Here is an 11994-nt window from a genome sequence, read left to right on the forward strand (position 1 = left end):
GGATAGCTGGCTCAGCCTTCGGCCACGAACGGGCTGGCCGCGACCTCGGTGCCGTCCGGCAGCGCGGCGATCTCGAAGTCGGCGAAGGCGTTGGGCGCGATCCGCTTCAGCTCGCGCAGGCACGCGACGGCGAGCTCGCGGATCTCCACATCGGCGTGCTCGGAGGCGCGCATCGCCACGAAATGGCGCCAGGCGCGGTAGTTGCCGGTGACCACGATGCGCGTCTCCGTCGCGTTTGGCAGCACCGCTCGGGCCGCCTGCCGCGCCTGCTTGCGCCGAAGCGTCGCGTGCTCGACGTCGGCGAACCGCTTCTCCAGGCCCTCGAGCAGCTCGGTGTACGCGCGGACCGCGGCTTCGGACGCTTCGACGAACTTCGCGTGCAGCTCCGGGTCGTCGGCGATGACGTCCGGCTCCACCATCGCCGCGTCCTTCTCCGGGACGTAGCGCTGGGACAGCTGCGAGTAGCTGAAGTGCCGGTGCCGGATCAGCTCGTGGGTCAACGACCGCGAGATGCCGGACAGGTAGAACGTGACCGAGCCGTGCTCGAGCACCGACAGGTGGCCGACCTCGAGGATGTGCCTCAGATAGCCCGCGTTGGTCGCCGTCGCCGGGTTCGGCTTCTTCCACGACTGGTAACACGCCCGGCCGGCGAATTCGGCGAGCGCCTCGCCGCCGTCGGTGTCGGTGTCCCAAGGGACGTCCGCCGGCGCCTCGAAGTGCGTCCAGGCGATGGCCTGCACCTTCAGCGGAACGAGATCGGGCACGCCGTGCTCCTGCGGTCGGCCCGCGCGGTGGCGGGGGGCGTCGGGGATGTGGCGAAGCCTAATCGCGACCGAGCTGACGCCGGCTGCCGACGCGCGGACGTTCGGCTGCGCCGGGTATCGCCGAGGGATCGGTTCAGTCGATCACGTCTTCCGGCCCCGGGGACGCGGCGCCGACAGTCGAGCGCCCCCAGGACCGGAAAACCCGATCGCTTAGCTGTCGTCCCTGCGCAAGTGCGGTTGCAATGATGTCGCGATGCTGTCAGAGTGATGTCATGCGACTCGAACCTTACGTCCATCAGGTCGCCGAGCAATTGGCCGCAACAGCGGCGCTCGGCGACGACCGCACCCGCGAGATTGCGGCGTCCCTGGCCGCAGCGGCCGCGCCGGCGCTGCGGCTGGCGGTGCTCACCGCGCTGTCCGACGGCGCAGACGAGATCACCGCCGCGCTGCTGGACTTGCCGGGCGCGCCGGTGGTGAGCATCCGGCTCGACGGCGACGAGGCGGTGGTAGACGTCCGCGCCGGCGCGGTCTCCGCGCCTGCCGACGACGAGCCAGCGGCCGAGGACGCGCACGGCGGCGAGGCGACCGCCCGCATCTCGCTGCGGCTCAGCGACGCGCTCAAGACCGACATCGACGCCGCGGCCGAGCGCGACGGCGTCTCGGTCAACACCTGGCTGGTCCGTGTCGCGTCGACGGCGGTCAAGCTCGGCTCAGCCGGGGATTTCGCGGCCAAGCTCGCCGCCCTCGGCGGCCTGAACGGCCTGGGCGGCCACGGCGGCCTGGGCGGCTTCGGCGCGGCGTTCGGCCAGCAGCGCGGACGCAACCGCAACGATTCCCAGCGGGTCACCGGCTGGGTCAACGGCTGATCAGAACACGGAGCTCCTGCCATGACCACACACACCTTCCCGCTGACCGGGCCGATCAACGTGCACGCTCGCATCGGGGCCGGCTCGCTGCGTATCGAGACCGCCGATGGCTTGAGCGCGGCGACCGTCGAGCTCGACGGCGCTGCCGAGGTGCTCGCCGCCACCATCGTCGAGCTGCGCGGCCCGACGCTCACCGTCCTCGGCCCGCGACAGGGCGGCGTGTTCGATCTCCCGTTCCTCGGCGCCCGTCGCACTGAGCATGCCGGGCTGGCCGTGCGGATCGTCGTGCCGACCGGCACCGCCGTGCGGGCCGCGACGTTCACCGCGCCGATCACCGTCATCGGCACCGTCGGTGGCGCGGACCTCGCGTTCGGCCACGGCAGCGCGACTGTCGAGCACGTGACCGGCGACCTGCGGCTGCGCTTCGGCGGCGGCTCGGCCGCCGTCGAACAGGTGGACGGCGCCGTCGAAACGCGGTCCGGCGCCGGCGGCGTTCGGCTCGGCGAGGTGGGCGGCGACATCGTCGCGGCCTGCGGCAGCGGCGACCTGACTGTCGAAGCGGTGCGCGGCGATGTCCGCGCGCGCAGCGGCTCAGGCGGCGCCGCCTTCGGCGCCGTGCACGGCGACGTCGACCTCGCCAGCGGCGCCGGCCGGCTCGAAATCGGCCTGCCCGCCGGCGTCAGCGCGTCGCTGAACGTGCACACCGGCCTCGGCGCCGTCCACTCCGAGTTGCCGATCGAGGACGCGCCGACCGCGGCGAACCGGACGATCTCGATCCGCGCGCGCACCGGCAACGGCGACGTGCGGCTCTACCGCGCGGCCTGATCGCTGCCGCGCCGCAAAACAACTTGTCCTCGCGTCGTCGGCCGCTGCACCGACGACACGCGGACAACTCGCGTCAGCCGACGGCGGCGGCGAGCCGCGGCGCGAGGTCGCCGCGGGGCATCACCTCGACGCCGGCTAGACCGAGCCAGCCGGCCGTGGTGGCAAGCTCGGCCGCCAACTCGTCGGCGACCTCGTCGGCGTTGTGCCCAGCCCCGCCCGCCTCGAGCCACGCGCTCTGCACCCGCAACACGCCGGCCTGCCGATCGGACTTCAGGTCCACCCGGCCCACCAGCGACTCGCCGAGCAGGAACGGGAGCACGTAGTACCCGAACCTGCGTTGCGGCTCGGGCACGTAGATCTCGATCCGGTAATGGAAGCCGAAGACGCGTTCGGTGCGCTGCCGGAACCAGATCAGGTTGTCGAACGGCGACAGCAGCGCCCGGGCGCGCACCTGCCGGGGCCGTCGCGCGTCGTGCCAGAGCCAGGCCGGCGCGCCCCAGCCCTCGACGTGCACCGGAATGAGCTCGCCTTGGTCCACGAGATCGACGACGGCGGCCCTGGTCGACGCCGAGGACAACCGGAAGTAGTCCCGGATGTCGGCCTCGGTGGCCACGCCCAGCGCCCGGGCCGAGATCCGGACCAGCTCGCGCTTGGCGTCGGCCTCCCTCGGCGTCGGCGCCACCAGGACGGCCGGCGGAAACACCCGCTCGGGCAGGTCATAGAAGCGTTCGAAGTTGACCCGCTTCGCGGTGGTGACCTCGCCGGCCCAGAAGAGGTGCTCGAGCGCGGTCTTGCCGTCGTGCCAGTTCCACATGTGACCAGGGCGGGGGGCCGGCCGCGGGATGCCGGTGTCGCCGGCGCGCACCGGGCCGTGCTCGGCGACGAGGCTGCGGACGTCGTCCATCAGCTGCGGGTTCTCGTGCGCGATCTGCTTGATCGACTGCCAGGGGTCGAGGTGCGCCCGGGCCATCCGCCAGCGGAACAGCGGCTGGGTCTCGACCGGCAGCAGCGACGCGGCGTGGGCCCAGTACTCGAACAGCTCCGGCCGCGGCGGCGGCTTGGCCGAGGTCGTCGTGTAAGCGGTCATCCGGTCCAGCAGCTCGCGGGGATACGGGCCTAGCCGAGCGAACAACGGCAGATAATGGGCGCGGGAGAAGACGTTCACCGAATCAATCTGCAACAGCCCGAGGCGGTTGAGGACGCGCCGCAGATGGCGGGCGTCGATCCGGCCGGCCGGACGCGGCTCGGCGAAACCCTGGGCGGCGAGAGCGATCCGGCGCGCCTGGGCCGCGCTGAGCCTGGCGAGGTCGGTCATCCGGCGGGTCCGGCCGACGCGGCGCTGAACACTTGCGACATCTCGGGCGTTGTCCTTCCGACTCGTCGGGTTGCTCGTGTTGGCACCCCTGGGATCCTCATCGAAGCGTGAAACCATGCCGTCATGTTCGAGCATCTCGTCGAGCGCATCGGCGACGCCGTGGGCGCCTGGCTCTACGTCATCGCGGGCGGTCTGTGCTTCGCCGAGGCCGCCATTCTCGTCGGCATGGTCCTGCCGGGCGAGACGGCTCTGCTGGTGGCCGGCGTCTTCGCGCAGCGCGGGGTGCTGAGCCTGCCGATAATGATCGTCGTCGCGTTCGTGTGCGCGGTCGCCGGCGACTCAGTCGGTTACGAGTTCGGCAAGAAGTTCGGGCCTTCGCTGCGCCGCTCGCGGCTGGGCCACTGGGTCGGCGAGCACCGGTGGGCGATGGCCGACGGCTTCATCGTGAAGCACGGGGGCAAGGCGGTGTTCATCGGCCGGCTGACCGCGCTGTTCCGCGCGCTCGTCCCGTCGATGGCCGGAATGAGCGGCATGCGGTACCGGACGTTCATCACCTGGAACGCGCTCGGCGGGTTGATCTGGGCGCCCGGTTGCGTGTTGCTCGGGTACGCGTTCTCCAGCTCGCTGAGCGCGGTCGGCAGCGTGCTGACCTGGGCGCCGCTCGCACTGCTCGGCATCGCTGCGGCCGGCTACCTCGCGCTGCACCTGCGCAAGCGCAAGCGCGAGCGCTTGGAGGCGGAGGCATTCGCGTCCGCCAACGCCTCTTCCACGTCCTGACTCCCTGCCACGCCCTGACATCCACGCCCTGACATCCACGCCCTGACATCCACGCCCTGAGACCCGTCCACCCGCCTACAGCCCGGCTCAGCTCGCCGGCACGGCCCGCCCGCGACAGCGGGCACCCCCATTAGGGTCGGCTGCATGGCTGACGTGAGCGTGCGCCCGGCGGCCCCGGACGACGCACCGGAGATCGGCCGCATCCAGGTCGAGACGTGGCGAGTCGCCTACCGCGAACTGGTGCCCGCCCCGGTGCTCGAGGGCTTGTCGGCGGAGGGCGCGGCAGCGGCGTGGACGCAGGCGATCACGTCGGCGCCGTCGCCGCGCCATCGCGTCTTAGTGGCGCTGGAGCAGCAGTGGCTGGTCGGCTTCGTCGCGCTCGGACCCGCGGACGACCTCGAGGCGGACGATCCGGACCCGGCGACGACGCTCGCGTTGGCGCCGATCCTGGTCGAGCCGCGTTGGGGTCGCCGCGGACACGGCTCGCGCCTGCTCGCCGCCGCGGTCGACCATGCGCGCGGCGACGGCATGACCCGGGCGATCGCCTGGATCCCGGACGGCGACGCGCCGACCCGGGAGTTCTTGCTCGCCGCCGGGTGGGCCCCGGACGGGCTCGCGCGGGCGCTCGACACCGGCGCCGGCGAGCTGCGCGAGATACGCATGCACACCTCGCTCGCCGACTCGCCTGCCTGAACTCGGCGCAGGCGCAGGCGCAGGCGCAGGCGCCGGCGCCGGTCGGGACAGCTCCCTTCTCCTGGTTCCATGTGGTCGATCTGGGCCGGCCAAATCGAGCGTCACGGAACCAGGAGAAGCCCTCCGGCGCGGATCGGTAGCGTGGCTGAGTGGCTTTCGCAGGGATTCCGCTGACGGCGCTGGACTTCTACGAGGACTTGGAGAACGACAACTCGAAGGCGTTCTGGACGGCGCAGAAGCACCGCTACGACGAGCACGTCAGAGCTCCACTGGCGGCGTTGAGCGCGGAGCTCGAGCGCGAGTTCGGGCCGGCCAAGCTGTTCCGTCCATACCGTGACGTACGGTTTGCCACCGACAAGACGCCCTACAAGACGAGCCAGGGCGTCTGGTTCGGCGAGTCGTCGTGCTACTTCCAGGTGTCGGCGGCGGGGTTGTTCGTCGCCGCGGGCTATTGGGACACCGCGCCGGCGCAGGTGGAACGGCTCAGGCGAGCGGTGGACGACGACGTCGCGGGCGCCGAACTCGAACGCGCGCTTGCGAAGTTGGCGAAGCACAAGAGCGTCGAGATCGGCGGCGAGCAGATCACGCGAGTGCCCACTGGCTACCCCAAGGATCATCCGCGCGTAGAACTGCTGCGCTACAAGACATTGACCGCGCGCCGCGATCTCGGCTGTCCGCCCTGGCTGTCAACGCCGCGAGCCAAGACGGAGATCGCGAAGGCGTGGCGGTCGTTCGCGCCGCTTGTCAGCTGGCTCGACACGCACGTGGGAAGTGACTGACTGGCACGTAGCCGACTCCACCGGGAAGCAGCTCGACCCGGCTGGGCGGTGGGTGAAGGCGACCGGCGGATACCCGGACAGCGCGCATGTCTTGGCGGCGAGGTCGGTGATCGCGTGCAGCTGGCCGTGCTCGCCAGTCGCGGCTGACAGCTGCTCGCGGGTGATTCGTCACGGCGGAGTCGGCACATTGCTGCGCGAACGACCGGCGTGCGTCGACACCGCGGTGGGCGGCGCTTGCACGACCACGACGAGCAAGGGGCACGTGGTCGCCTTGTACGTGGTGCAAGGCACGCCTCGGGCGATCACGTGGACGCTGCCAGGGCGGTCTGCGGTGAGCGTGTGCCCGTCCGCAGAAAGGACGGTGTTGGATAGCTGGAAGCCGGACCCGCGCGGCATGCCGGAGAGCAGCAGTTGCTCGCCGACCTTCAGGCGGAGGACGCGGGACGGCACCCCAGCCAATCCTGTGCAGGACGCCAGGGGGACGGTCCCGCGTACGGTCGTCGCGTTGATGGCGTAGGACGCGCACGGGCTGGGCGGATTGGGCACGTGCGGCGTCAGCTGGGGCGTCGACGAGGTTGCGGTGGTGCTCGACGGGGTGCCTGACGTGGCAGCCGCCGCCGTCGAACGGCGGCTCGAACCGCTTCTGAACACTCCGGCGACGGCCAGTGTCCCGACGACCGCCAAGATCACGCACGCCGCAGCCAGCGTCAGGACCCACGTGGGCCAACCGCGTCTGCTGACAGACGCGGGGCTCTGCGCCGCGGCTTGGCCTTGGCCGCTCAGCCGGGCGGCTGTCCGCGCAGGGCTGGGAGCGTTGTCGGCGTGCCGGACCAGCATCGCGCGAACCCTGTCCTCAAAATCGTCCAGGTCAGGCATCTCGCTCCCTCAACGCTTCCGAGGCACTGCTCTCGCGCATCGCGGTCAGACCTCGGCTGATCAAGCTGCGCACCGTGCCCGGCCGGCAGGCCAGCGCATGGCCGATGTCGTCGTCGGCAAGGTCGTCGAAGTAGCGCAGCACGATCGCCGCGCGCTGCCGGGGCGGCAGCTGCCGCAATGAAGCCCACAACGCGTCACGATCGGCCATCTGTCCGACAAAATCTCGCGCGACCGCGGCGTCCCCGACCGCGTGCCAGGACTCGGTGGGCCGACGGCGGGACCGACGCCGCTCGTCGGCATAGGCGTTGGCCAGGGCTCGGCGCACATACGCGAGCGGCAGGTCGGCCTCCTGGACGAGCCGCCACTTCGGCGCCATCCGGGCCAGCGTGTCCTGGGTCAGCTCCTCTGCAGCCACAGCGTCACCAGTCAACAGGTACGCGGTCCGCAGCAGCGCGGCGCTATGCGTGCGTACGAACTCCGCGAATTGCGGCGCCACGTCCATGACGACCTCCACGAGAGGTAGACGCCGAGAAATCACGATCTGTTGCACGAGGGCTGCATGTGCTCGTTCTCGCTCAGCCGCCGCGCGGGGGCGGCTTGCTTATAGTCCGCCGTATGACTGAGCAGTCTCAGGACGTGTCGGGGAGGCACGCCGCTGGCGCCCGGCGAACGCAGCGGCGGTCTCGCCCTTCGGCGGTGCGCGTCGCGCTGCGGGTTCTGGGTGCTCTCGTTTCCACCGTGATGTTCGTGCTGTCCGGTTATGCCTGGTACAACTACTCGACTCTGAACCGAAATCTGAACACCGTGGCCGTCGTGGGTCTCGGGAGCTCGGGTGCGCCGTCCGGGGCGCCGACCGCGACGGACACCGGCGCGGCGCAGAACCTCTTGCTGGTCGGGCTGGATTCGCGCGCCGGTCTCAGCTCCGCCGAGAAGCGCAGGCTGCACCTCGGGCAGGACGACCTGTCCATCAGCACCGACACGATCGTCCTGGTGCACATCCCGGCGAACGGGCAAAAGGCGACCCTGGTCTCCATCCCGCGCGACTCGTGGGTGCACATTCCTGGATTCCAGCCCGACAAGATCAACGCGGCTTACGCCGACGGCTGCTGCAACCAAGAAGATGCGATCTCGCCGAAAGACGCGCAGCAGAAGGGGGCGAGCAAGCTGGTGTCGGTGGTGAAGGCCCTTACCGGCGTGGAGATCGACCAGTACGTGCAGATCGGCTTCGCCGGGTTCGAAGAGGTGGTGAAGGCGATCGGCACGGTGCCGGTCAACCTCTGCCAGTCGGTCTCGGACCGCTACTCGGGCTTCTCGATGACCGCCGGCCGCCACAACCTCACCGCCCGCCAGGCCCTCGCCTTTGTGCGGCAGCGGCACAACATCCCCGGCTCCCTCACTGACGACTACGGACGCGAGGAACGTCAGCGCTACTTCCTCCGCCAGGCGTTCAGCTCGATCGCCTCGGCCGACACGTTGCTCAACCCGGTGAAGCTGCATCGTCTGATCGACGCGATCGACGACGCGATCACTTTTGGCAACCCGAACGTGGACCTCGCCAAGTTCGCCGACCAGATGTCGAACCTGAGCGCGGGCAACATCACCGGGACCAGCATCCCGACGCACGGGTCGAACGCCGAGTACGGGTTGATCGTGCATCCCGCCGAGGTCCGGGCCAAGGTGCGCGCGCTGTTCTACCCCGCACCAAGCACGCCGAGCAGCACGAGCCCGACCAGCGCGACCTCGTCCAATAGCACGCCACCCAAACGCTCCTGCGTCTATTGATCGCCCGAGCGAGTGCGCGCCGGCCTACAACGTTTCGAGGAAGTCGGCGAGGTCGCTCCACAACGCAATGCGCAGCGGCAACGGCATGCCGTTGTTCGCTCCGGACGGGCCGGGCAGCACGAACGCCGGCCTGCCCGCCACCGTCCACGACAGCGGCCCGTACCCGCGCGGCAACCGCTCCCCCGCCCGCCGCGCATACGACGACGCTGCCGTCTTGCTGACGAACGCAACGGCGTCCGGATCGGCCCACTCGACCGCGGTGAGGAACGCCGGCAGGTCGAACACCGGCGGCTCGCCCGGTACGGACTCGCGAACCCGGACAAGGTCGGTCAGGCCGATGCCGTAGCGCGGCAGCTCGTCGGCCTCCGCCGCCGCGAGCAGGCGGGGCGTGAGACCGCTTTCGTGCAGGAGCGTCCAGAAGTTGTTGCCGGCGCCGGCGTACCAGTGCTCGCGCTCGTCGCGGTGCCACTGCGCGATCGTGCCGGCGATGACGACGCGCAGACCTGGCTGCAGGATGTCCCGCACGTCAGGCAGCCCGCTCAGTCGCCGCCCGTTCGATCGCCGTCCGCATTGCCGCTCGCGCCCGCTTGCGGTCGCCGGCGTCGTCGTAGGCGATGGCCAGCCGGTACCAGCGGCGCCAGTCCGCTGGGTCCGCCTCGACCGCCACCCGCCGCTCGGCGAAGCGGGCGTCCGCGGCGTCGCGGTCGATCCGGCCGCTGGGCGTCCGCTGCAGCGGTTCGTCGTCGACCTGCGGTTCGGCGGTCTCGTCGAGCCGGCGGCCAAGCCGCTCGGTGGCCAGCCCGAACCGGATCTCGGCCGCCACCACCCACAGGCCGATCAGCGGCAGCGCGAGGACGGCGGCGCCGAGCACCTTCAGCGACGCCGACCGCTCGCCGAGCAGATAGACGCCGCGGTAGCCGATCAACGCGAAGTACGCGGCCAGCGCGAACACCAGCAGCACGACGACGCGCTTGGCGCCGCTCATCCGGCACACCGCCTCATCCGGCACACCCGCCTCATCCGGCACACCGCCTCATCCGGCACACCGCCTCAGCAGGACCCTCACAGGTCGAGCAGCGGGTCCAACCCGACGGTCAGCCCCGGCCGGGAGGCGACGACGCGCACCGCCAGCAGCACGCCCGGCATGAACGACACCCGGTCGAGCGAGTCGTGCCGAATCGTCAGCGTCTCGCCCTCGCTGCCGAACACGACCTCCTGGTGCGCGACCATTCCAGCGATCCGCAACGAGTGCACATGCACGCCGTCCACCTCCGCGCCGCGGGCGCCGTCGCGGGCCTGAGTCGTCGCGTCGGGCACGGCGCCGCGCCCAGCGGCCCTGCGTGCTTCGGCGATCAGCTCGGCGGTGCGCACCGCGGTGCCGCTCGGCGCGTCCGCCTTGCCGGCGTGGTGCAGCTCGATCACCTCGGCCGAGTCGTAGTAGCGAGCGGCGAGCTGCGCGAACTTCATCGACAGCACGGCGCCGATGCCGAAGTTCGGCACGACGAGCACGCCGACCGGCGGCGCGTCGGCCAGCCACCCGCGCACAGTCGTCAGCCGCTCGGCGGTGAAGCCGGTGGTGCCAACGACCGCGTGGATGCCCTGGTCGATGGCGAAGCGGATGTTGTCCATGACCACGTCGGGATGGGTGAAATCGACCAACACCTGGGAATCGGCGTCGGCGATGCTGAACAGCCAGTCGCCCGCGTCCACCATGGCCACCAGCTCGAGATCGTCGGCGGCGTCGACCGCGCGGCACACCTGTTGGCCCATTCGGCCGCGCGCGCCCAGCACGCCGACCCGGATCGCGTCGCTCATTGCGCTTCTCCTTAGACCGACATCAGACAGTGCCGTCGAAATCGTGGTCGTTGAACGGCCCGACGACGGTGAGGCAGCGCGGGCGACGCAGCACGTCCGCGGCGACCTCCGCGACATCCTGCTCGGTGACCGCGTCGATCCGCGCGAGCACCTCGTCGACGCCGAGCACATCGCCGAAGCTGAGCTCGCTCTTGCCGATGCGCGTCATCCTCGAGCCGGCGTCCTCGAGGCCGAGCACGAGGCCGCCGCGCATCTGCCCCTTGCCCCGCTCGATCTCGTCGGCGCGCAGCCGGCCCTCGGCGACCTCGTCGAGTTCCTCGACCATCAACGAGAGCACCTCCTCGGCCTTGCCGGGCTGGCAGCCTGCGTACACCCCGAACTGGCCGGCGTCGGCGTAGGAGCTGGTGAACGAGTAGACCGAGTACGCCAGCCCGCGTTCCTCGCGCACCCGCTGGAACAGCCGCGAGCTCATCCCGCCGCCGAGCGCCGCGGACAGCACGCCCAGGGCGTAGCGACGGGGGTCGTGGCGGGACACGCCATGCGCGCCGAGCACGATATTGGCCTGCTCGGTGTCGTCCTCGACAACGGTGACCGGCGCGGCCGGTCGGCCGGGCGCGGCGCCGGTCGACGGACGGCGGACCGGTGCGTCGGCAGCCGAATCCAGCCGGTCGGCGAACGCGGACCGGACCTGACGCACGACCGCCGCGTGGTCGAGGTTGCCGGCCACCGAGACGACCATGGACTGCGGCACGTAACGGCGGGCGTAGTAGCCGTGGATCTGGCGGCGGCTCAGCGCGTGGATCGAGTCCTCGGTGCCGAGGATCGGCCGGCCGAGCGGCACGTCGCCGAACAGCGCAGACGTGAATTCGTCGTGCACGAGGTCGCTCGGGTCGTCGTCGCGCATCGCGATCTCCTCGAGCACCACGTTGCGCTCGACTGCCACGTCTTGTGCCGCGATCGTCGCGTTGAGCACGACGTCGCTGACGATGTCGATCGCGACGGGCAGGTCGCGATCGAGGACCGTCGCGTAATAGCAGGTGTGCTCCTTCTCGGTGAACGCGTTGAACTCCCCGCCGACGGCGTCCATCGCGCGGGCGATGTCCAGTGCGCTGCGGTTCGGGGTGCCCTTGAAGAGCAGATGTTCGAGGAAGTGGCTCGTGCCGGCCAGCGCGGGCGTCTCGTCGCGCGAGCCGACCGGCACCCACACGCCGACGCTGGCCGAGCGCACGCCGGGCATCGCCTCGGTGACGATCCGCAGGCCGCCGGGCAGGGACGTGCGGGTGATGACGCCGCCGCCGGTCGCCGCGTCAAGCCGGGAGGTTGTCGCGCGCCGCAGCGGACGGCCGGTGCGCGCAGAGGTCATCCGGCGATCCTATGTGCCTGGCGCTGGGCGGTCAGGACACGCTGGTCAGCGCCGGGCGCCGGGGCGTGCGCCCGACCCGGGGGCCAGCCAGCCGGTCAACCCCAGGTCGGTGTCAGTGCGGGTGGCTTCGCAGGTGCGA

The 11994-nt window shown here is 71.0% G+C and carries 14 protein-coding genes; 6 read left to right on the plus strand and 8 right to left on the minus strand.

Annotated elements, in window-relative coordinates; genetic code table 11:
* Positions 1 to 11 precede the first annotated feature (11 nt).
* Positions 12 to 764, minus strand: coding sequence for an FAD-dependent thymidylate synthase (gene thyX, locus ACFFBG_RS10110; protein WP_375478231.1), 753 nt, complete (start codon positions 762 to 764; stop codon positions 12 to 14).
* Positions 765 to 1036: 272 nt separating this feature from the next.
* On the opposite strand from thyX, the gene ACFFBG_RS10115 reads away from it, so the two are divergent.
* Both ACFFBG_RS10115 and ACFFBG_RS10120 read left to right on the plus strand, forming a co-directional pair.
* Positions 1037 to 1630, plus strand: a complete 594-nt coding sequence (locus tag ACFFBG_RS10115; protein WP_375478233.1) for a hypothetical protein — start codon at positions 1037 to 1039, stop codon at positions 1628 to 1630.
* A gap of 21 nt (positions 1631 to 1651) precedes the next feature.
* Positions 1652 to 2455, plus strand: a complete 804-nt coding sequence (locus ACFFBG_RS10120) for a DUF4097 domain-containing protein (protein WP_375478235.1) — start codon at positions 1652 to 1654, stop codon at positions 2453 to 2455.
* 73 nt (positions 2456 to 2528) lie between these two features.
* Here the strand turns inward: ACFFBG_RS10120 and ACFFBG_RS10125 are convergent, their stop codons facing one another.
* Complete coding sequence (locus tag ACFFBG_RS10125) at positions 2529 to 3770, minus strand: winged helix-turn-helix domain-containing protein (protein ID WP_375478237.1); 1242 nt, start codon at positions 3768 to 3770, stop codon at positions 2529 to 2531.
* Between the two features lie 123 nt (positions 3771 to 3893).
* Here ACFFBG_RS10125 and ACFFBG_RS10130 point away from each other — a divergent pair, with 123 nt between their 5' ends.
* The 3 genes from ACFFBG_RS10130 to ACFFBG_RS10140 all read left to right on the plus strand — a co-directional run bounded on the left by ACFFBG_RS10130 (position 3894) and on the right by ACFFBG_RS10140 (position 6019).
* Positions 3894 to 4547, plus strand: a complete 654-nt coding sequence (locus ACFFBG_RS10130) for a DedA family protein (protein WP_375478239.1) — start codon at positions 3894 to 3896, stop codon at positions 4545 to 4547.
* Positions 4548 to 4691: 144 nt separating this feature from the next.
* Entirely contained in the window at positions 4692 to 5240 is a 549-nt protein-coding gene (locus tag ACFFBG_RS10135) for a GNAT family N-acetyltransferase (RefSeq protein ID WP_375478240.1), read from the plus strand.
* Positions 5241 to 5389: 149 nt separating this feature from the next.
* Positions 5390 to 6019, plus strand: coding sequence for a DUF2461 domain-containing protein (locus tag ACFFBG_RS10140; RefSeq protein WP_375478242.1), 630 nt, complete (start codon positions 5390 to 5392; stop codon positions 6017 to 6019).
* A gap of 168 nt (positions 6020 to 6187) precedes the next feature.
* Here the strand turns inward: ACFFBG_RS10140 and ACFFBG_RS10145 are convergent, their stop codons facing one another.
* Positions 6188 to 6895, minus strand: a complete 708-nt coding sequence (locus ACFFBG_RS10145) for a hypothetical protein (protein ID WP_375478244.1) — start codon at positions 6893 to 6895, stop codon at positions 6188 to 6190.
* A complete protein-coding gene (locus ACFFBG_RS10150) occupies positions 6888 to 7397 on the minus strand; it encodes a SigE family RNA polymerase sigma factor (protein ID WP_375478246.1) in 510 nt (169 codons plus the stop codon). Before ACFFBG_RS10150 ends, ACFFBG_RS10145 begins: the two co-directional genes overlap by 8 nt.
* A 113-nt stretch (positions 7398 to 7510) precedes the next feature.
* On the opposite strand from ACFFBG_RS10150, the gene ACFFBG_RS10155 reads away from it, so the two are divergent.
* Positions 7511 to 8677 carry an LCP family protein gene (locus ACFFBG_RS10155; protein ID WP_375478248.1) on the plus strand — a complete coding sequence of 389 codons (1167 nt, stop codon included), beginning with the start codon at positions 7511 to 7513 and terminating at the stop codon, positions 8675 to 8677.
* A 24-nt stretch (positions 8678 to 8701) separates the two neighbouring features.
* Here the strand turns inward: ACFFBG_RS10155 and ACFFBG_RS10160 are convergent, their stop codons facing one another.
* From ACFFBG_RS10160 to ACFFBG_RS10175, 4 genes are all read right to left on the minus strand, one after another.
* Positions 8702 to 9202 carry a mismatch-specific DNA-glycosylase gene (locus ACFFBG_RS10160; protein ID WP_375478249.1) on the minus strand — a complete coding sequence of 167 codons (501 nt, stop codon included), beginning with the start codon at positions 9200 to 9202 and terminating at the stop codon, positions 8702 to 8704.
* A 1-nt stretch (position 9203) separates the two neighbouring features.
* Positions 9204 to 9662: a hypothetical protein gene (locus ACFFBG_RS10165; protein WP_375478251.1), complete on the minus strand. Its 459-nt coding sequence runs from the start codon at positions 9660 to 9662 to the stop codon at positions 9204 to 9206.
* A 77-nt stretch (positions 9663 to 9739) separates the two neighbouring features.
* Positions 9740 to 10492 (minus strand): 4-hydroxy-tetrahydrodipicolinate reductase, encoded by a 753-nt coding sequence (dapB, locus tag ACFFBG_RS10170; RefSeq protein ID WP_375478253.1) that lies wholly within the window; start codon positions 10490 to 10492, stop codon positions 9740 to 9742.
* A 22-nt stretch (positions 10493 to 10514) separates the two neighbouring features.
* Complete coding sequence (locus tag ACFFBG_RS10175; protein WP_375478255.1) at positions 10515 to 11855, minus strand: M16 family metallopeptidase; 1341 nt, start codon at positions 11853 to 11855, stop codon at positions 10515 to 10517.
* Positions 11856 to 11994 lie beyond the last annotated feature (139 nt).

The organism is uncultured Jatrophihabitans sp. (assembly GCF_964251945.1).
Taxonomy (GTDB): Bacteria; Actinomycetota; Actinomycetes; order Mycobacteriales; family Jatrophihabitantaceae; genus Jatrophihabitans.